Here is a 19631-nt window from a genome sequence, read left to right on the forward strand (position 1 = left end):
TATTTCCCTGCACCTTTCCCTGCAATATCCCGAAAGTACATTATATACGATTAAATTCTATTTTTCAACAATTTTCGAAATTTTTCGATCTATTTCTATTTAGGCAGTTACTGTTCACGCATACGTGCCCAGCAACGCAATTTGCCGTGGCTTCGCATTTAAATACGGCAAATTCCTGCTGCCACCACGTTTTCTTACGGCACTTTCGGTTCCAAAAGTGCTATCCGCGAACAGTAACTTCAGGCACCCTGATCGCAATCTCTCTTGGTTTATTTTCAATCACGACCTCTGTCTGACTTCCACCAAACTCACCGTCCAGCGACCAGTCCACCAGCTCCTCCGACTGTACCGTCAGTTTCGAGGTGCGGAACTTGAATACGCATTCATTTTCGCCCTCTCTCTGAATCAGATAAGCAGCAATACTTGCAATGTCAAGCGGCGTGCGCGGTTTCCGGACCAGAAGCACCTCAAACTCCCCGTCATCCAGCGCCACGTCCATACCAACCAGTCCTTTAAAACCTCCGATCGAGGTCGTATTGGTCACCATTCCCAGAATAAATTCCTCTTCCAATTCTCTCTGCTCCCCCAGATGTTCCCACGTAAGGCGCATCCGGTAGGATTTAAGCCCTGTCAGGCGTTTGATAGCTTCCAGCATATATGCCTGATGCCCCAAAATATTTTTCGTCTCCTGCGGGGTCGAATAGGATACCTCCGTAAATGCTCCGAACGCCGCCACATAGACGAAATACCGGTTTTTACCGAATACACCGACATCCACCAGAAATGGTTTTCCCAGCGCAGCTGTCTGCGCCGCTTTCCGCATATTTTTCGGAAGTCCCAGACTGGATGCGAAATCATTCGTGGAACCCGACGGGATATATCCTAACTCCGGGCGCTTTTCCGGGGTGATCGTCATCAGCCCCGATACCACCTCGTTGAGCGTACCGTCCCCGCCGCTGCACACGACCAGTTCCTTCGTTTTCGCACGTGCCGCCTGATACTCCGCGTCCTTCGGTCCCTGCGTAATATAAACAGACGGTCCATAGCCCGCCTTTACAAAACTATCTAAAATTTCAAGAAGACGACTTCGAATCTGTTCTTTGCCAGATCTCGGATTGATGATAAAAAGCATTTTTTTCATAATCGCCATTTCTCCTGTTTCCCCACACTAACAGTATTTCATATTAATATATTTGTATACACGCGAAATGCATTGGGGATCGGATAGCGATCCTGCAGCTCCGCCCGGCGCACCATCAAAACTGTTTTATCCTGATAGCCGGATGCCCGTTTCAGGCGGATTCTGCGTCCACACATATGCCATTCAACATGGGAAAAAATGTGGACTGCATCCGGCAGATCCTCGGTTTCCCTGATATCCGCCTCCGCGATCCCCAGTTCTTTCGCTGCCTCCGCCGCACTCTTTTTTCCGTCCAGATTGACATATTCGTAGAGGGACGCCAACAATCCCTTGCTGCTGCGCTTGCGGATCGCCACCGTATCCTCCCACTCAATCAGGCAGACCGTTTTTTCCTCGATCCGGCGCGGCTTTTTCGGCAGCTTGACCGGATATTGCTCCTCCTCTCCCCGCCGGTGCGCCAGACAAAGGGATTCCAGCGGGCACTTCTCACAGAGCGGACGTCCGCCCGGGATGCAGACAAGCGCGCCCAGCTCGATCCATGCCTGATTATATTCACCCGGATGAAATAGCTCTTCTGACCGTGATGCCGTGGAAACCTCACCGGCATCATCACCGGCTGACAAATAGGAATCTCTTTCCTCCGTCCGGCGCACAAGTTCCGCCTCCAGGCGCCGCTCATATTCCTTTCGAAGCGCCGGCTTCGTGCTGTCCTGTGGGTCAGCAAACAAGCGTGTCAGAACACGCACCACATTTCCATCCAGCGCCGGAGCCGGCAGATCATACGCGATCGACGCAACTGCCCCGGCCGTATAACTTCCGATGCCCGGAAGTTTCAATATCTCATCCCGCGACGCAGGCATCTGACCGCCGTAGTCTTCCATCAGGCAGACCGCTGCCTTTTTTAGGTTCCGGGCTCTGGAATAATACCCAAGTCCCTCCCACAGCTTCAAAAGCCGCTCTTCGTCCACCTGTGCGAGCGAGGTGATGTCCGGGAGTGCTTCCATAAAACGGGCAAAGTACGGTTTGACCGCCTCTACCCGCGTCTGCTGCAGCATGATCTCCGAAATCCAGACCGAATACGGTTCCGGATTCTCCCGCCACGGAAGGAGCCGCCGGTTTTTCCGGTACCAGGAGAGCAATGGAGCGCCGGATGCCGCCAGCCTCTCTTCTTCCGCATAAGGTATTTCCCCCTCTAAAGGCTTCAACGACGCATAAAAATCTTTATACATATCCGTAAATGCCCCGGACAGATACCTCTCCTGAGATCACCTTGCACACTTTTCCGTCTTCTGTGCGGACCAGCAGTTCGCCCATCTCATCAATTCCGAGCGCCATTCCAGTATACTCATTGCCCGGAGACAGGACACGCACCTGTGTACCGCAGTTTGCCAGACGGCTGTTATAAACGTCCATCAGGGATTTCAGGTTCTGGTTTTCCATGAATTTATCATAATATCCCTCATACGCACGCATGATCGCGGCGATAAGCTGGCTGCGGCGCACTTCTTTTCCCGTCTCCAGATACAGAGACGTTGCCACATCCCGAATCTCCTCCGGGAACTCATGATTTGCCACGTTGATGCCAATACCGGTTACGATATAATTAATACACTCTAATTCCGTGCTCATCTCGGTCAGGATACCGCAGACCTTCTTTCCATTGACGACGATATCGTTCGGCCACTTGATCTTTGCCTCCAGATCACAAACCTCCCGAATCCCGTCGGCAACTGCCAGAGCCGCCACCAGCGTCAGCATCGACGCGCAGGTCGGAGGAAGCTCCGGGCGCAGAAGCAGGCTCATCCAGATGCCGACGCCATGCGGCGCCGCCCAGCTTCTTCCGCGGCGTCCCTTTCCCATCGACTGATAATCCGCGACTGCCAGCGTACCGTGCGGGGCATCTTTCTCCGCCGCTTTCTTGATCTCGGTATTGGTTGAATCCGTCTCGTCAAAATATAAAATATTTTTTCCAGCCCACTCGCTGTCGATGCTGCTCTCCAGCTCTGCCTGGCTGAGAACATCGCCCAGGAAACGCAGCCGGTAACCGCGGTTCCGGACCGCCTCTATCTCATATCCTTCTGTCTCCAACTGTTTGATAACTTTCCAGACTGCCGTCCGTGATACATTTAAACGCTCACAGATCTCCTGTCCGGACAGGTAATCATCCGTTTCTTTTAACATTCGCAAAACTTCTGTTTTCACTTTTATTACCCCCACCATATTGTAAGTGTACTGACAATACATAAAAGGAACAATCCGGCTCCCACTGCCATCAGGATCATTCCGCCGGTCCGCAGATGCTTTCTTCCCCTTCCCCGGCGATAGCGGTCATAGCCATTGGCAAAATTCAGTACCGCCGCCAGAAGAAAGATTACCGGAAACAAAATCCGGTTTTCATCCGGGTTCAGAAACGCAAGAACCGCAAATATCACGATCAATATACCCACTACGATATGAAGCATATCCAGGGCAAACGCGATATTCGCGCTTTTCTTTCTTTTTTCCTGCAGGTTCAACGCATCCACTCCTTACTTATATTCGCAAACAACAGCCTCATTCTTCATATAGCACATAGCTTCTTGCATATACCCTTTCATCAACATATATGGGTATACATATCACCATGGGATATTATACCGAATGTCCGCAGGCTTGTCAAAAAAGAACTCGAAAAAGGCTGCGGTTCCTGCTTTACATAACCATCAGCCTTTTCTTATACCTTTTTTTATAACTTAGAGCCGCTCACTCCCGGCTACTCTGCCTTTTGAACATCCGTGCCAACTTCCGTCAGACCCTTTACCAGACCGGCAATGCCTGGATCTCGGACGGGATGATGATCTTCGTCGCCTTGCCGTCCGCTGCTTTGGCAAATGCCTCCAGGCTCTTGAGCTGCAGCACTGCATTGTCCGCGCCTGCTTCCTTGATGAAGCGAAGTCCGTCTGCTTCCGCTTTCTGGACTTTGAGGATCGCTTCCGCCTCGCCTTCTGCCTCGCGGATCATCTTTTCCTTCTGTGCTTCTGCACGCAGGATCGCCGCTTCTTTCTCTGCTTCTGCTTCCAGAATCGCGGACTCTTTCTTACCTTCAGCTACCAGGATCGTCGATTTCTTCTCGCCTTCGGCACGGAGAATGGACTCACGGCGCTCACGCTCTGCCTTCATCTGTTTCTCCATCGCATCCTGAATGGCTGCCGGAGGAATGATATTTTTCAACTCAACACGGTTTACCTTGATTCCCCACGGGTCTGTCGCCACATCGAGTGCAGAGCGCATCTTCGTGTTGATCGTCTCACGGGAGGTTAAGGTCTGGTCAAGTTCGAGATCACCGATGATATTTCGAAGGGTGGTCGCCGTCAGGTTCTCGATCGCCATGATCGGGTTCTCAACACCATACGCAAACAGCTTCGGATCCGTGATCTGGAAAAATACAACCGTATCAATCTTCATCGTAACGTTATCTTTCGTGATAACCGGCTGCGGTGCAAAATCTACAACCTGCTCTTTTAAAATGACTCTTTTTGCCACGCGGTCAATGAACGGCACCTTGAAATGCACGCCAACCGACCATGTCTCCAGATAAGCACCCAGACGCTCTACGACTAATGCCTGTGCCTGCGGCACGATCCGGATACAGGATGACAAAATCAGAAGTACCACAATCGCAATGACAAGAAAACTGATAAATGCTCCCATATTTCCTATTCCTCCTTACATTTGCTGACAATCAGCTTGACGCCGCTGACCGCCTGAATCTGTACCATCGTATCCTTCGGAATCCGGCTTCCATCCGCCGAGCGTGCCGTCCATTCCTGGCCGGACACCATCGCCGTCCCTCTCGCCTCGTCGTTATCAATCTCTGCGGTTACCCGCGCTTTTTTACCCACCAGCGCGTCCACATTGGTCCGCACCGTCTTCTGATTGATATACCGGAGTGCCAATGGTCTTGTTGAATACAAAAGAAGGAATGAAACAACGACAAACACCGCCATCTGGATGTAAAGATTCACTCCCGCGATCGACAGAACACACGCAATCAGAGCGCCTCCAGCAAACCAGATCGAAGTCAGCGCCATCGACGCTGCTTCCAGCCCGATACACACTACAAACACCGCCAGCCAGACACACCATACTGCCATGTCATCCCCTCCTTCCATATAGGTCTTTTGACCCTGATATCTTAAAACTAGTATACGATATTTTCTGACATTTATCAACCAATCAGCTCTGTTTTTGAACTTACAGTTTTATTACAAACTTCTTAATGGAACATATCGATCTACAGTTCAATTTATTTCTTCACAGCTCTCTATTTGCACAAACTATCCGGCTTAAAACATTGTTTCAAAAAAGCAATTTACTGCCGTCTCTGCCGTGCCGTCTCAAACAGCAGCACCGAAGCCGCCACCGCTGCATTGAGGGATTCAACCTTTCCAGCCATCGGAATCCTCACCCACGCGTCAGCAAGCGCCGCCGTCTCCTCGGTCAGACCATTTGCCTCATTTCCGATCAGAAAGCCGGACGGACCTGTATAATTTTCTTCTTCGTAGTTATGTTTCCCCTTTAAATGCGCCGCATAGAGGCGGATTCCCTGCTTTTTTACTTCCCCGATCGTCTGATGCAGGTCGTCCGTGTAGATAAACGGCACCCGGTAGATCGAGCCCATCGTGGAACGGATGACCTTCGGGCTGTAAATATCAGCTGAACCACGGTCAAGAATGATGCCTGTCACACCCGCCCCCTCTCCGGCACGCAGGATTGTTCCCAGATTACCCGGATCCTGCAGCGTCTCCAGAATCACAAGCTCCGGTGCCTTTCCGTCCGGGCTATTTTTCAGCACATCTGAGAGCTGATAGGAAAACTGTTCCGCTACCGCCAGGATCCCCTGCGGTGTCTGGGTGTCCGACATATGGCGCATGACCTCATCCGTCACCGTCTCATACCGGCAGCCAGCCAGCAGTTTTTCTGCTCTTTCCCCCTGCTGGCGCAGAAAATTTTCCGACACATAGACTTCGCGGCGTCTCTCCACCGGCAGTTCCCCGAACATCTTCGGACCTTCCACCAAAAAGACACCCTGTTCCCGTCTTGCTTTTGCTTTCTTTGCAAGCGCCGTCACCGCTCTGACACGGGCGTTGCCCGTGCTCGCGATCACAGGCTGCCTCCTGCCGCTTTCGTCTCCGGCACTCCGTAAACGCAATCCTCATCCAGTGTTTCCAGCTCCTCCAGCCACAGGCGGCTGCACGCATCGCTCGGCATACGCAGGTCGCCGCGCGGCGATACTGCAGCAGAACCTACCTTCGGACCATCCGGCAGGCAGGAACGCTTAAACTGCTGGTTGAAGAAACGGCGGTAGAACACCTTCAGCCATTTAAGGATCGTTTCCTTATCATAAGCACCGTCAAATGCCTGACGCGCCAAGCGGTAAATCTTGCCCGGACGGTAGCCGAATCTTAATATATAGTAGAGATAGAAATCATGCAGCTCATAAGGACCAACCAAATCCTCCGTTTTCTGTGCGATCTTTCCATCCTCCTCCGGCGGCAGAAGCTCCGGGCTGACCGGCGTATCCAGTACATCCAGCAGAATATCAGAAAGCTCTTTCTCGCCACAGGTATCTGCATAATAGCGCACCAGATGGCGCACCAGCATCTTCGGAACCGAGCAGTTGACACCGTACATCGACATATGATCGCCGTTGTAGGTCGCCCAGCCAAGCGCCAGCTCCGACATATCGCCGGTACCGATGACAAGACCGCCGATCTTATTGGCAAGGTTCATCAGAACCAGCGTTCTCTGGCGTGCCTGTGAATTTTCATACGTTACATCATGAACCGACGGATCCTGCTCAATGTCACGGAAATGGATCGTAACTGCCTCTCGGATATCGACTTCTTTCAAGGTTGCACCCAGCTTTTTCGTGAGCTGGCAGGCATTCTGGTACGTCCGGTCAGTCGTACCAAAGCACGGCATCGTCACAGACAGGATATTTTCACGTGGAATCCCCAGCAGATCAAAGGCGCGCACGGTTACTAAAAGTGCCAGCGTTGAATCCAGACCGCCTGAAATACCAACGACAGCATGGCGACATCCGGTATGTTTGAGACGTTTTTTCAATCCCATCGCCTGGATCGAAAGGATCTCCTCGCAGCGGCGGTTCCGGCTGCCCGCATCGTGTGGGACAAACGGGGTCGGATCGATCGCGCGCTCCAGCGCAAGCGGTTTCCGATCCAGCGTAAAGCTTACAAACCGGTAATCCTCACGGCCTTCTGTCTGATAGGTCGTCATCCGGCGGCGCTCACATTCCAGACGTTCCAAATCGATATCTGCGTAGATCGTCTGATTCTCAAATCGCGCTGACTCCGACAGGATATTGCCATTCTCAGCGATAATATTCTGGCCGCCAAAAACGAGATCCTGGGAAGACTCTCCCTCGCCCGCATTGGCGTAAATATACGCACAGAGCAGCCGCGCCGACTGACCGCTGATCAGACTTCTACGGTACTCGCTCTTGCCTGTCACCTCATCGCTGGCAGAACAGTTGACGATCACCGTTGCCCCCGCCGACGCGTGTGCAATACTCGGTGGATTTAAAACCCAGACGTCCTCGCAGATCTCCGCCCCCACGACGAGATTTTCCACATTGTCACAGGAAAATAAAAGCTTCATTCCCATTGGCACCTGATAACCGTCCCAGGAAACGTCAATTGTCTTTTCCCAGCCCGGGTTGAAATAACGTCCCTCATAAAATTCAGAATAGTTTGGAATCCATCTCTTCGGAACCAGACCGAGCAGCTTTCCATCCTGGATCGCCGCTGCTACATTGTACAATTTATTGTTGTATTCCCACGGAAGTCCTACAAATACAAGCATTGTATCGCCAGATGTAAAGGCGATCAGCTTCCTAAGCTCTTCCCTTGCCTTCGCCAGCAGCGATTTCTGGATAAACAGCTCACCGCACGTATATCCCGTCAGCACCAGCTCTGGAAATACCATAATCGAAGCGCCCTTTTTGCGCCCCTCCTCTATCTGTTCACAAACCTGTTCCCGGTTGTACTCTACATCTGCCACCTTCACTTCCGGCGTTGACGCGGCAACCCGGATAAAGCCATCTCTTATCATATGGTTTGTCTCCCTTATAAATAATTTTTAAAAACATAGCAACTGTTCAGTAGGTCTGCGCATTTACTGCGCTGACCGTACGAAAACATGGGCCAGCAGGCAAAAATCCCATTGCCGTAGGCAATTTTAAATGGATTTTTGCGCGTGACTGTGAAGGTACTGAACAGTTACGAATTTATTGTAGCTGTCACTATACAAAAAGTCAAACATATATAAAAAGAGAGCCGCTTTTCCCCCACAGAAAGCAGCTCTCCGGTCACGTTCACAACCGTTACATTAAATAGTTTGATTGCTGTATGTAAATATACCACTCTTTTCCAATTTTGTCAACGTCGCTTTTGTCATTTTGCACAATAAATCATTTTCTTTTTTCGACAAGAAAAAGCAATTTTCACAGTTCTTTTTTACGAATCTTTCCGCTTTCAGTCTTTGAAAACTCCTTTAGCAAGGCAAATTCGCGCGGGATCTCATAATCTGCCAGTCTTTCCGCCAAAAATTCCCGAATTGCCATATTGGTACAACCACATTTCCCGCTGTCACTTCCGACATTTTCTAGTATATCGGAATTTCAAAAGATTGCCAAACTTGTACCACTGAAGGTTTACAAATTGTTTTTCTTTTTACTCAACTGCCAGAACGGATATTTCACGATACCGGGTGTGTTATTGTTTTGTCATTTTAAACGGTTGCTTTTCACTTCCGATGAATTTATAATAACGCCATAGGTTACAGTCTGAAACCAATCCCCGACGCAATGCGGATCTGGGGCGGACATTATAAACTGACACAGGAGGATACTGCCAAATGATCACCATTCAAAATCCGCTGACCTTTACTTCCTCTTATCCGCCCAAACGGTTAGGAGCTATCTCCGATCTGCTCTTTTTCGATATCGAGACAACCGGCTTTTCCGGCGACTACGCCTCGGTCTATCTGATCGGCTGCGTCTGGCACGACGGAAACACCTGGATTCTGACCCAGTATTTTGCCGAGACGAGGGATGCAGAGGAAGAGGTTCTCGACGCTTTTTTTGCACTTCTCCGGACAAAGCGCATCCTCGTCCATTTCAACGGCGACGGGTTTGACATTCCATTTCTGACGAAACGCTGTGTTTTTTATAAAAAGGACTGGAATTTTGAAGCGGTTGAAAGTTTTGATATTTATAAGAAAATACGCCCATTAAAAAAATTGCTGGGACTTGAAAATCTGAAACAGAAAAGCATCGAGCGGTTCCTCGGCATTGCCCGCGAAGATAAGTACAACGGCGGTCAGCTCATCGAGGTTTACGGTGAATATTTACAGACGCACTCTGAATTGCTGAAACACCTTCTGATTCTCCATAACGAGGATGACTTAAAGGGAATGCCGCAGATTCTGCCGATTCTCGCCTACCCGGACTTTCTGACCGGCGATTTTTCTTTCAAAGGTTCAGAAAGCCGTGATATCCCATATGCGGACGGAAACTCAGAAAAGCACCTGCTGCTTCACTATGAAAGTCCCGTCTCTCTGACAAGCGGATTCCAGTTTTCCATCGGTGATCTGGAGCTGTCGGCGGAAGGAAACCGCCTGACGCTCGACCTTCCATTATATTCCGGGGAGCTGAAACGATTTTACAACGATTATGAGAATTATTACTATATGATCTACGAGGACTGCGCCATCCACAAAAGTGTCGGTCAGTATGTGGATCGCTCCGCCCGCAAGAAGGCAACCGCCAAAACGTGCTACACCCGCGCAGCCGGGCTGTTTGTGCCGCAGCCGCTTCTTGCAGATGGCACTCCGATGTGGCATGAATGCCTGAAAGCAGACTATAAGAGTAAGCAGCTGTTTGTGCCGTATTCAGAACAGCTTTTCACAGATCCAGAGACGGCAGTGCTGTACTTACATAATTATCTGAGAGAATTGTCCTTATAAATTACAGCACCCGTCCACGCTCTCTTATCTCCCGGATCACGTGTCCCATCCGTTTTCTCCGGACTGCCTGTTCTTTCGCCCTCTCCCGTGCAAGCAGCGCCCGGATGAACGCAAAGGTCCTCTCCTCGCCCTGTTCTTTCAGCATCGTGAGGAGATATTCCAGCTGGTACTTCGTCCTCGGGTGCATCACGACAAAATCTCTTCCTCTTTCAAAGTATTCCCACGCACACGCATCCGTGTAATCTTTTCCCTTATAAACCTTCGACGCGGCAATCCGGTCCATTACCATCTCGATCAGATAGCGAAGGGGCATTTTATTGCCGACAAGCCCCCAGGACTTGTCCGGTGCAAAATCGATCCAGTATTCGAAATGATGTTTGTTGCGTCCCTTGTGGTGCAGCCATGCCGCCGAATAGCCCTTTTCTTCTTTTTCCGCCGCATTTGGGCTGCGGTTTCCCTGATAATATTTAACGCCGGTCGCAAATTCCTCCCAGGAATACTTGGAGAGGTCGTGCAGAAGTCCCTGGCGGTACAGCCCTACCGCAAAGCAGTTTTTCATGACCTCGCATTTATGTTTCGTGATCGTCAAAAAATGATGATACGCATTGTAAATATAATTCATTTTCCTACCTCTTTCCCCTTTTCTTTCCTCCTATTTTACCCCCCGTATTCTGGTTTGACAACCCCACTTTCTTTCGCGGCTTTCTGGAAAATACCCGTTACTGGGACACATGTGTGTACAGTAACAAATGCCCTTATTTTCCACAAAAATTTAACTATTTTTAAATGTCTGAATTTCCAGAAATTTTATGCGAAAACGTTTGACATCAATATGAAACTATGCTATTCTTGGAACAGGTCGTAAATCCATGCGGCCATCACTATTTTTTATATTTTTTTGGAGGTATCATATGAACAGAGGTACTGTAAAGTGGTTCAACAACCAGAAAGGTTACGGATTTATCTGCGACGAGCAGGGCAACGATGTATTCGTTCACTACTCCGGACTGAACATGGAAGGCTTCAAGTCTCTTGAGGAAGGCGCTCAGGTAGAGTTCGAAGTTGTTAACGGTGCTAAGGGACCGCAGGCTACTAACGTAACCAAGCTTTAATCATCAACTTTCCAGTGTACCTGTTTTCCAAATATGTTTGATATATATTTTGCGAATACGTTATATTGATCTAAGTAAAGTGATTATAAAAAGGGATACTGCTTCGGCAGTATCCCTTTTTCGTCACTGCTCACACATGTGTGAACAGTGACCTTTTTTTCTGTCCTGCCATGCGGAACATATCCAAATATCCTTTTTCCGCACAGCAGCCATATCTATTATCTCATTTCTTTTTACTTCTTAGCTTTCTCGTACAATTTTTTCAGCTCATCCACACTAAATTCATAGTGCTTGTTGCAGAACTGGCAGTTGACTTCGATGCTCTTGCCCTCGTCGATCATCTCCTGCAGCTCCTTGCCGCCGATGCTGATCAGCGCCTTTTCTACACGGCTCTTGGTGCAGTTGCAGGTAAACTGAATCGGCATCTTATCCAGAATCTCCAGACCAAATTGTCCTAAAATCAGCTCCAGAATGTCCTCCGGGGTCATTCCCTTATTTAACATCGTCGTCACCGGCTCCAGCTCACCGATCGTCTTTTCAAGTGCCGCGATCGTCGCCTCCTCTGCTCCCGGAAGAAGCTGGATGATAAATCCGCCTGCCTGGCGCACCGTATTTTCTTTATTCATCAGAACGCCCAGTGCCACGGAGGACGGAGTCTGCTCGGAGGTCGCATAGTAATAAGTCAGATCTTCCGCAATCTCACCCGTTACCAGGATCGTCTGTCCCACATACGGCTCTTTCAAACCGATATCCTGGATTACGCTCAAGACGCCGACTCCCAGCGCACCGCCCACATCCAGCTTGCCCTTCGCATTCGGCGGCAGCATTACCTCCGGGTGGAACGCGTAGCCCTTGACATTGCCGTTCTTATCAGCTGTCACCGTCAGACCGCCGATCGGACCATCGCCCTCGACCCGGATGGTTAAAAGATCACTGTCCGCTTTCATCATCGATCCCATCATGACCCCTGCCGTCATCAGGCGTCCCAGCGCTGCGGTCGCCACCGGGCTGGTATTGTGCGCCTGTCTGGCTTTCTCCACCAGATCACGGGAAGTCGCCGCAAATGCGCGGATCTGACCATTCGCCGCCGTCGCACGGAGCATATAATCTCCGGTCTGTCCCGTTATTTCACCTGCTTTTATCTTTTCCATCATTTATACCTCTTTTCCATGTTCTCTCGCAACCACATAGATTCGGTCGCTCTCTTTTCGCGGCACATTCTTCGTAAATGCGTCATACGCCGCCACAAATTCCATGCCCGCCTCTGTGAGCGCCTTTTTTATCTCGTCCAACGACCACGCGCGCTCAAAATGCGTCTCCTGATAGCGGCGGTATAAGTCATCCTCCTCGCGGATAAAGAGCGTCAGATCGTAGGAGTTAATTTTCTCCTCTTCATCATACTCATTTTCCCAGATGAAGCTCCCCTCGTCGCGCACCTCCGCGATCGTCTCACTTCCCATTGCCTGAAACTTTGCCTCCGTGTTCAGGTCGAAAATGAACATTCCCTTCGGATCCAGATAATTGTTGACCAGCGAAAATACGTGCGCCAGATCGTCATAATCCAGAATATAATTCAGCGAATCGCAGATACTCACGACCGCCCGGACCGTCCCGTACAATTCAAATTCACGCATATCCTGCAATAAATACAAAATTGGCAGCCCGGATTCTGCCCGTTTTTCGATTGCTTCCTGCAGCATATCCTCCGAGACATCCACGCCGATCATATCATAGCCTTCCTTTGCCAGAAGCTCCGTCAGCGTGCCGGTTCCACATCCCAGATCCAGCACCAGACCATCGTTGATCCCATATTCCTTTAAAAGAGAAGTCAGGTACCCGCACCAGTCCTCATAGGGAATATTATCCATAAACATATCATATACTTCCGCAAAACTCGTGTAAGCGTCCATTTAGCCTCTCCTTCTATATTGCCGATGCAAAAATGACTGCCATGCACCGAAAGCTTTCCCCTACTGCACAATCTCCTTCCGATGCCAGCACTCCCATCATAGCAATTTTTCGCCCTGTTTGCAAGAATAATTGAAAAAGCACACGCAAATGACTAGGAATGGAGTAATTGTTCACAGGTAGGCACTTTTGGAACCGAAAGTGCCGTAAGAAAACGTGGTGGCAGCAGGATTTTGTCGTATACACTAACTCTTGACGTTCCACGCAGAACTGACTATACTAGAGCGTATGAAAAATTTGACTGAAAAACAAAAACATTCCCCCATCAAAAGCCGCCGTTTTTACCGCCGGCAGATGTGGCTTCCGGCGCTGGTGCTGATCGCGTCCATCCTGCTCCTGTGGCAGAATGCCGGGGAAAATTCACACTCCCCGCGGCCGATAAACAGCCAGTGCAAGTTTGAAGATTTTTATAACCCGGCTCAGCCTATGTCTCGGTGAACGCTCCTTCCTTATATTATACAGGGTGCGCTGCCTACGATGGAAAGAAAGAGACCGGATATTATTATTACTCTCTGGAAAATGGAACCTGCCATTTCTATCTGCTCGATCCGTCTTCCGGCTATCCAGAGCCGCCCGAACGCAAAGCACTTTCATTAAACGGGCGTTTGATCCGCCTGAACGAGGATACCTATGAATCGCTTCTCCAGACGATGGCGGACAGTCTCTCCTGGACGGTGAGCTCCCTGCGGAACATGACTTCGCCTTATATCATATCCGCTCTGCCGTATCCCGCTCTGACGCATGAGGTATTTCATCTATTAGCCGGATGTGCGTTTCTGATCGCCCTGGTGGATCTAATCTGGCTTTTTTACCATTCACTTCGGCACCGCCGGGAGCCGCTGCAGCTTTCCGGTGAGGCACAGCAGGGGCAGCAGGATTCTTCCAGTGAGCAGCCGCGCACTTTAATTTCCCACCGCAGGAAAAACATTGACAGACGATTCGAGCCATGCCGCTTTCCCTGGCATAGGCTGAACCGTCTGTCTTTTTTCGGCTGCTATTTCGTTTTTCTCTATTTCAGCTTATCAGATTATGCTTCTATCTGAATACACCGCGCCCAGTGTGTCCTTGAAAGTTGTACTGCCTCCGGTGACAGCGGCACATGGGCACACGCCTCTCTTCTCTTCGGACATCGCTCATAAAAGATACACTTCTCCCCACTGCCCGCTATCTTCTTTGGTGCATTCTGGACGGACCGCTCTTTTTCCTGATTTTCCAAAAGGTTCTCTTTCGTCTGTCCCCGCTCCGGTTTTTCCATCCGGCTGTCTCTCTCCGGCTCCGCACTCTGCTTTCCTGCCTCCGCATCCAGTTCCATTGTATCCCCGCCGATCGCCGCTTCCAGCAGAAGTTTCGTGTACGGGTGCGCCGGATGCTCATAGATCTCTTCTGCCAGACCTTCTTCCACAATCACACCCCTGTAAATGACCATGACACGGCTGCAGAGCCCGCGCACGACGTCAGATCGTGGGAAATAAAGAGGATGGTCATCTGCTTTTCGGCGTGCAGCTTCAAAAGCAGGTTCAAAATCTGGGACTGGACCGTCACATCAAGCGCCGAAACAGGCTCATCCGCGATCACCAGGCGCGGATCCATGAGAAGTGCCACGCCGATGCTGATGCGCTGTTTCTGACCGCCAGAAAGCTCTCTCGGATGGCGCGCCGCAAAGGACTCATCCAGTCCGACATTTTCAAGCATTTCCTTCACTAGCTGCCTGCGCTCTGCGCGGTCCCTAATGCCGCGCAGGCGCAGCGGTTCTTCCAGAATCCATCCGATCGTCCGCGCCGGGTTGAGCGATCCCGCCGGATCCTGAAATACCATCTGCGGACGGACGCCGTCACGCACCTTCACCTCACCCGTATAATTGTCGTGAAGTCCCAGGATCGTCTTGCTGAGCGTCGATTTGCCGCAGCCGCTCTCGCCCACGATCCCCACAATCTCTCCCTCTCTTGCCGACAGGTTCAGATCGTGAATTACGTGTTTTTTTCCTTTTTTACGGAACAGACCGCCACGCACATCGTAAAATACGTTCAAATCCTTCAGGCGCAGGATCTCCCCGCCGGAGCTTTCCCCTTTTTCTCCCTCCGGAATCGACGCCACCAGATGGCGCGTATATTCATGCTTCGGATGCAGAAGGACGTCTTCCGTCTGCCCTTCTTCCACGATCTCTCCCTTATAAACCACGATCACACGGCTGCAGAGCGCACGCACAACATTCAGATCATGGGAAATAAAGAGAATCGACGTTCCCTTGGTCCGGTGGATATTCCGCAGAAGCTCCAGGATCTGTGCCTGAACGACACAGTCTAACGCTGTCGTCGGTTCATCCGCAATCAGAAGACTCGGAGAATTGATCATCGCCTGCGCGATCATCACACGCTGGCGCATGCCGCCGGAAAGCTCATGCGGGTATTTACCGCACAGCCCCTCCGGGTCCGGCAGACCGACTTCTGAGAGTGCCTGCACCACCCGTTCATGGATCTCAGCATTTCCGAGTTTCGTATGGATCCGCAGGCTTTCCCCGACCTGCCGTTCGATTTTCAATACCGGATTTAAGGAGGTCATCGGCTCCTGAAAGACCATCGCCATTTTGCTGCCGCATAGCTGTCTCCGCTTTTCCGGTTTCATGGTCACCAGATCTTCTCCCTGAAAACAGAGCGATCCGGAGGCAATCTCGGCGTCCTTCGGAAGCAGCCCCATCAGCGCCAGCGCACTCATGGATTTTCCTGACCCTGACTCGCCGACTACTCCGACGATCTCGCCTTTTCCGATCGAAAAGCTGATTCCCTTGACTGCCTCAAAGGTCGAATTTCCTTCTGGAAAACGGATCGACAGATTTTTTATCTCAACCAATGGTTCCATCTTTTCGCCTCCTTACTGCTGCATCGAGCGCAGCCCCTCGCTCACCATACTGAATCCCAGAATAATCAGGATGATCGTCACGCCCGGTCCGATCGCGTACCACGGCGCATTGAACAGGTACGACTGCGCTTCGTAAAGCATTCTCCCGAGACTCGCTCCGGCGGCTGGATTCCCAATCCCAGATAACTCATACTCGCCTCCGCCAGCACCGCATTGTTAAATCCGATCGCCGCCGCCGTCAAAAGGCTGACCGCCGCATTCGGCAGAATATGGGCGAAAATAACCCGGATATGCCCTGCGCCAAGGATCCGCGCACTCTTGACAAAATCCAGTTCCCGGCACCGGATCACCTCACTGCGGACGATCCGGGCAAAACTCGGGATAAAAAGGATTCCCAGCGCCAGAATGATGTTGTAGCTTCCCGGCTTCGTCAGGCTGATGAAGATAAGCGCCAGAAGAATGCTCGGAAACGATAAAAGGATATCATTGAAACGCATGATCAGGTTATCGAAAAAGCCGCCGAAATAGCCGGTCAGCGCACCGACGATCGTGCCAAACACACACCCGATCAAAACCGTGCAGACTGCCACAAAAAAGGTGCTGCCGCTTCCCGCCATCACACGGCTCAAAATATCGCGCCCGAAGTTATCCGTTCCCAGCGGGTGTGCTGCACACGGCGCCAGATTGACTGCCATGGAGTCCATCGTCGTCGTCCCATACGGCGTCCAGAACTGTCCGATCAGGGCAACTGCCAGAAAGAACAGCGTGATCGCGCCCCCTATCATCAGATTATAATTCTTTCGTTTCATTCGTCTTCCCTCTATTCTTCCGCCGTCCGGACTCTCGGATCCAAAACCTGATAAATCATATCAACCGCAAAATTGATAAGTACGACCACCGATGTGATGTACAGCACGATCGCCTGCACAACCGGATAATCGCGGTTGGAGATCGAGCTGATCAGAAGTCTTCCGATTCCCGGCACGCTGAACACCTGCTCCGCCACGATGCTGCCGGCAAGGATCTCCGCGATTACCATCGCAAAGAACGTCACAACCGGAATCATCGCATTTTTCAGCACATGCCCGTACAATACCGCCGTTTCCGTATTGCCGCGGCTGTAGGCAGTCCGCACGTATTCCCGGTTCATCTCGGTCAGAATCGAGCTTCGCAGGAATTTCACCACCATCGCAATCTTCGGCAGCGCCACCGCGAGCGCCGGAAATAAAAGGTACTGTGCAGACTTTCCGAAATTTTCCGACGGTTCGATAAATTTACCCGGCTGGAACATATGAAGAATCAGTCCAAACACGTAGGTCAGGATCATGCCGAGAAAGAATGACGGCACCGCCATCAGAATCTGCGTCAGGCAGTTCGTCAGCGTATCGACCCATTTCCCGGCAAACCGGGCACTCAGGATTCCGAGCGGAACTGAAATCACCGTGATGATGAGCAGGGAAATGACTGCCAGAAGCACCGTGACCGGAAGCCGCTGTGCCAGAAGGGAGCGGACTGAGGTTCCCTCATACCGGTAGGACTCCCCGAAATCCCCCTGCATCGCATCGGTCACCCATCTTCCATACCGCTCCAGAAGTGGATCATTTAATCCCATCTCATCCCGCGCCCGCTCTAACTGCTCTTCCGTCGCGTCCTTTCCCAGCCTGGAAAGTGCCGCATCGCCCGGAATCACAGAAAAAGCGGTAAACGTCAGGAAGGATATGACCAACAATGTGATAATGAGAGTTATCAGTTTTTTTATAAAGAATTTCATAATTCCCTCCTGCGTTTACCGCTTCTTATTCTGTTGTTATTTCCTGGTTACTGTTCACGGGCAGGCACTTTTGGAACCGTAAGTGCCGTAAGAAAACGTGGTAGCAACAGGAATTTGCTGGATTGTAACTGTATATTTTACTGCTCTACCTGATATAACAGGGACATATCCTCTGCTGCCGTCGGGTAGAAGGTGTAGCCGCCAAACTTCTTGCTGACTGCTACGAGGTTCGCCGGATCTTCGATGTAAACGGCTGCCGCATCCTCTGCCAGGATCATCTGCGCCTTCTTGTAGTTTTCTACTTTTACATCGTCATCAACGGTTGTGTATGCTGTATTAAATACATCGTCGTACTCAGTGTTGGAGTAATGCATGAAGTTCTTCGCATCGTCTGTCACATATTTCTTGAGCCAGTCGCTTGGTGCCAGCGTTCCGTCAAAACCGATGACAGTCGCCTGGAAGTTGCCTCCCTTGTATACATCCTGCAGCCAAGTGCTCCACTCAACCTGATTTAAGGTCACGTTGACGCCGACCTGGGACAGCTCGTCTGCGATGATCTGCGCGCTGTCTACGTGCTGGCTGTATGAGCTTGGAACGGTGATTTCCAGATCAAAGCCATCTGCGTATCCGGCATCTGCCAGAAGCTCTTTTGCCTTCTCCGGATCGTAGCTGTATACGGTCTCTGCTTCCGGCTCATAGTATTTCGACATTGCCGGAATCATATGGGAGCCGATGATGTGGCTCTTTCCGCCGAAAATAAAGTTGTTGATTGCATCGCGGTCTACCGCATAGCAGAGTGCCTGACGCACCTCTGTCTTGGAAAGCGGCTCGTAAGCGCTGTTTAAGTACATCGCATGGACGAGGTTCATGCTTCCCTGTACGATGTTGTAATCTTCATCGCCCAGCGTCTCCGCCTGTGCGGCGGTTAAATATTTCAGAATGTCGATGGTGCCAGCCTGCAGCTCTACAAATGCGGTGTCCACATCGGCAATAAATTTAAATTCCACGCTGTCCAGGCTCGGAACGCCCTCCTGCCAGTAGCCGTCATATTTTTCCAGCTCCAGGTTCTGTCCCGGTGTGTAGGAAACATATTTGAATGGACCGGTACCGATCGGATTGCCTGCCGGGTCCTCGTTGGACTTCGGAATGATGGCAATCGTCATCATCGGAAGAAACTCTGAATAACTTTCTTTCAGGTTTACAACCAGTGTCTTGTCATCCTGCACCTCTACACTATCTACAAGCGAAGAAAAAGCGGAGGATTCACCCTGAATCTCCGCATAACGATCGATGGAATATTTGACATCTTCGATGGTAACCGGTGTGCCGTCATGGAATGTGACGCCATCTCTCAATGTGAAAGTATAAGTCTTTGCATCATCGGAAATGGTATAATCGCTGGCAACAGCCGGAATAAATCCGCCATCGGAAGTAGGCTTTACAAGCCCTTCGTACAAATTGAAAACCACGTCTCTAGTTCCTGCGTCCGTATCTACATGGGGGTCAAGACTAGCCAGGTCCTGCGTCATGCCATACACAACGCTGCCGCCTGGTACTGGTGTTCCTTCTGAAAGAGTATTACTGGTCTCTGCTTCGCTGGACTCGCCAGCTGCTTCTGAGGTGCCTTCTGCTGTCTTGCTGCCTCCGCATGCACAGAGTGAAGCAGATAACAAAAGTGCCATTACGCCTGAAAGAAGCTGTTTCTTTTTCATATCTTTGTCCTCTCGAATTCGTAATAATCTCTCATTATTAAATT

19 protein-coding genes and 1 pseudogene are annotated in these 19631 nt (G+C 50.7%); 3 read left to right on the forward strand and 17 right to left on the reverse strand.

Annotated features, from left to right (window positions below):
• Positions 1–220: 220 nt before the first annotated feature.
• The 8 genes and pseudogenes from DWX91_RS03080 to DWX91_RS03115 all read right to left on the reverse strand — a co-directional run bounded on the left by DWX91_RS03080 (position 221) and on the right by DWX91_RS03115 (position 8251).
• The gene (locus DWX91_RS03080) at positions 221–1141 is read right to left on the reverse strand and encodes a diacylglycerol/lipid kinase family protein (RefSeq protein WP_107000161.1); all 921 of its coding nucleotides are present in this window, start codon (positions 1139–1141) and stop codon (positions 221–223) included.
• Positions 1142–1179: 38 nt separating this feature from the next.
• Positions 1180–2370 carry an A/G-specific adenine glycosylase gene (locus DWX91_RS03085; protein WP_118538258.1) on the reverse strand — a complete coding sequence of 397 codons (1191 nt, stop codon included), beginning with the start codon at positions 2368–2370 and terminating at the stop codon, positions 1180–1182.
• Complete coding sequence (locus DWX91_RS03090) at positions 2363–3343, reverse strand: biotin--[acetyl-CoA-carboxylase] ligase (RefSeq protein WP_118538260.1); 981 nt, start codon at positions 3341–3343, stop codon at positions 2363–2365. Before DWX91_RS03090 ends, DWX91_RS03085 begins: the two co-directional genes overlap by 8 nt.
• 5 nt (positions 3344–3348) lie before the next feature.
• Positions 3349–3657 (reverse strand): DUF6637 family protein, encoded by a 309-nt coding sequence (locus DWX91_RS03095; protein ID WP_022359804.1) that lies wholly within the window; start codon positions 3655–3657, stop codon positions 3349–3351.
• Positions 3658–3893: 236 nt separating this feature from the next.
• Positions 3894–4831: pseudogene (locus DWX91_RS03100) on the reverse strand (SPFH domain-containing protein).
• A 5-nt stretch (positions 4832–4836) separates the two neighbouring features.
• Positions 4837–5274 carry an NfeD family protein gene (locus tag DWX91_RS03105; protein ID WP_118468002.1) on the reverse strand — a complete coding sequence of 146 codons (438 nt, stop codon included), beginning with the start codon at positions 5272–5274 and terminating at the stop codon, positions 4837–4839.
• Between the two features lie 218 nt (positions 5275–5492).
• Positions 5493–6287: a TrmH family RNA methyltransferase gene (locus DWX91_RS03110; protein WP_118293277.1), complete on the reverse strand. Its 795-nt coding sequence runs from the start codon at positions 6285–6287 to the stop codon at positions 5493–5495.
• Positions 6284–8251: an NAD(+) synthase gene (locus DWX91_RS03115; protein ID WP_182431274.1), complete on the reverse strand. Its 1968-nt coding sequence runs from the start codon at positions 8249–8251 to the stop codon at positions 6284–6286. Before DWX91_RS03115 ends, DWX91_RS03110 begins: the two co-directional genes overlap by 4 nt.
• Before the next feature lie 807 nt (positions 8252–9058).
• Here DWX91_RS03115 and DWX91_RS03120 point away from each other — a divergent pair.
• Entirely contained in the window at positions 9059–10168 is a 1110-nt protein-coding gene (locus tag DWX91_RS03120; protein WP_118472060.1) for a ribonuclease H-like domain-containing protein, read from the forward strand.
• 1 nt (position 10169) lies between these two features.
• On the opposite strand, the gene DWX91_RS03125 is transcribed toward DWX91_RS03120, so the two are convergent.
• Positions 10170–10790 (reverse strand): DUF5662 family protein, encoded by a 621-nt coding sequence (locus tag DWX91_RS03125; protein ID WP_022359798.1) that lies wholly within the window; start codon positions 10788–10790, stop codon positions 10170–10172.
• Between the two features lie 289 nt (positions 10791–11079).
• On the opposite strand from DWX91_RS03125, the gene DWX91_RS03130 reads away from it, so the two are divergent.
• Complete coding sequence (locus DWX91_RS03130; RefSeq protein ID WP_022359797.1) at positions 11080–11280, forward strand: cold-shock protein; 201 nt, start codon at positions 11080–11082, stop codon at positions 11278–11280.
• Positions 11281–11513: 233 nt separating this feature from the next.
• Here DWX91_RS03130 and hslO read toward each other — a convergent pair whose 3' ends face one another.
• On the reverse strand, positions 11514–12434 hold the full coding sequence (gene hslO, locus DWX91_RS03135) for an Hsp33 family molecular chaperone HslO (RefSeq protein ID WP_333489824.1): 921 nt from the start codon (positions 12432–12434) through the stop codon (positions 11514–11516).
• A complete protein-coding gene (locus DWX91_RS03140) occupies positions 12435–13190 on the reverse strand; it encodes a class I SAM-dependent DNA methyltransferase (RefSeq protein ID WP_118472061.1) in 756 nt (251 codons plus the stop codon).
• 492 nt (positions 13191–13682) lie between these two features.
• On the opposite strand from DWX91_RS03140, the gene DWX91_RS03150 reads away from it, so the two are divergent.
• On the forward strand, positions 13683–14291 hold the full coding sequence (locus tag DWX91_RS03150) for a hypothetical protein (RefSeq protein WP_118538262.1): 609 nt from the start codon (positions 13683–13685) through the stop codon (positions 14289–14291).
• Here DWX91_RS03150 and DWX91_RS17095 read toward each other — a convergent pair.
• The 6 genes from DWX91_RS17095 to DWX91_RS03175 form a co-directional block, all read right to left on the reverse strand.
• Positions 14276–14674: a hypothetical protein gene (locus tag DWX91_RS17095; RefSeq protein WP_118538264.1), complete on the reverse strand. Its 399-nt coding sequence runs from the start codon at positions 14672–14674 to the stop codon at positions 14276–14278. The genes DWX91_RS03150 and DWX91_RS17095 overlap by 16 nt on opposite strands.
• Positions 14653–16104, reverse strand: coding sequence for an ABC transporter ATP-binding protein (locus DWX91_RS03160; protein WP_118538266.1), 1452 nt, complete (start codon positions 16102–16104; stop codon positions 14653–14655). The genes DWX91_RS17095 and DWX91_RS03160 overlap by 22 nt, the downstream gene beginning before the upstream one ends.
• 12 nt (positions 16105–16116) lie before the next feature.
• Positions 16117–16245: a hypothetical protein gene (locus DWX91_RS17840; protein WP_412693814.1), complete on the reverse strand. Its 129-nt coding sequence runs from the start codon at positions 16243–16245 to the stop codon at positions 16117–16119.
• Positions 16182–16913: an ABC transporter permease gene (locus tag DWX91_RS03165; protein WP_412693815.1), complete on the reverse strand. Its 732-nt coding sequence runs from the start codon at positions 16911–16913 to the stop codon at positions 16182–16184. The genes DWX91_RS17840 and DWX91_RS03165 overlap by 64 nt, the downstream gene beginning before the upstream one ends.
• Positions 16914–16924: 11 nt before the next feature.
• Positions 16925–17875 (reverse strand): ABC transporter permease, encoded by a 951-nt coding sequence (locus DWX91_RS03170; RefSeq protein WP_022359791.1) that lies wholly within the window; start codon positions 17873–17875, stop codon positions 16925–16927.
• Between the two features lie 137 nt (positions 17876–18012).
• Entirely contained in the window at positions 18013–19587 is a 1575-nt protein-coding gene (locus tag DWX91_RS03175) for an ABC transporter substrate-binding protein (protein ID WP_118472064.1), read from the reverse strand.
• Between the last annotated feature and the right edge of the window lie 44 nt (positions 19588–19631).

The sequence above is a fragment of the Clostridium sp. AF22-10 genome, from assembly GCF_003478725.1.
GTDB lineage: Bacteria > Bacillota > Clostridia > Lachnospirales > Lachnospiraceae > Otoolea > Otoolea fessa.

Excerpts from the sequence above, each read along its gene's own strand:
- DWX91_RS03120 (WP_118472060.1), top strand. The coding sequence starts at position 9,059 with ATGATCACCATTCAAAATCCGCTGACCTTTACTTCCTCTTATCCGCCC.
- hslO (WP_333489824.1), bottom strand. The coding sequence starts at position 12,434 with ATGATGGAAAAGATAAAAGCAGGTGAAATAACGGGACAGACCGGAGAT.
- DWX91_RS03170 (WP_022359791.1), bottom strand. The coding sequence starts at position 17,875 with ATGAAATTCTTTATAAAAAAACTGATAACTCTCATTATCACATTGTTG.
- DWX91_RS17840 (WP_412693814.1), bottom strand. The coding sequence starts at position 16,245 with ATGCTTTACGAAGCGCAGTCGTACCTGTTCAATGCGCCGTGGTACGCG.
- DWX91_RS03125 (WP_022359798.1), bottom strand. The coding sequence starts at position 10,790 with ATGAATTATATTTACAATGCGTATCATCATTTTTTGACGATCACGAAA.
- DWX91_RS03165 (WP_412693815.1), bottom strand. The coding sequence starts at position 16,913 with ATGAAACGAAAGAATTATAATCTGATGATAGGGGGCGCGATCACGCTG.
- DWX91_RS17095 (WP_118538264.1), bottom strand. The coding sequence starts at position 14,674 with ATGGTCATTTACAGGGGTGTGATTGTGGAAGAAGGTCTGGCAGAAGAG.
- DWX91_RS03130 (WP_022359797.1), top strand. The coding sequence starts at position 11,080 with ATGAACAGAGGTACTGTAAAGTGGTTCAACAACCAGAAAGGTTACGGA.
- DWX91_RS03160 (WP_118538266.1), bottom strand. The coding sequence starts at position 16,104 with ATGGAACCATTGGTTGAGATAAAAAATCTGTCGATCCGTTTTCCAGAA.
- DWX91_RS03105 (WP_118468002.1), bottom strand. The coding sequence starts at position 5,274 with ATGGCAGTATGGTGTGTCTGGCTGGCGGTGTTTGTAGTGTGTATCGGG.
- DWX91_RS03080 (WP_107000161.1), bottom strand. The coding sequence starts at position 1,141 with ATGAAAAAAATGCTTTTTATCATCAATCCGAGATCTGGCAAAGAACAG.
- DWX91_RS03175 (WP_118472064.1), bottom strand. The coding sequence starts at position 19,587 with ATGAAAAAGAAACAGCTTCTTTCAGGCGTAATGGCACTTTTGTTATCT.
- DWX91_RS03140 (WP_118472061.1), bottom strand. The coding sequence starts at position 13,190 with ATGGACGCTTACACGAGTTTTGCGGAAGTATATGATATGTTTATGGAT.
- DWX91_RS03085 (WP_118538258.1), bottom strand. The coding sequence starts at position 2,370 with ATGTATAAAGATTTTTATGCGTCGTTGAAGCCTTTAGAGGGGGAAATA.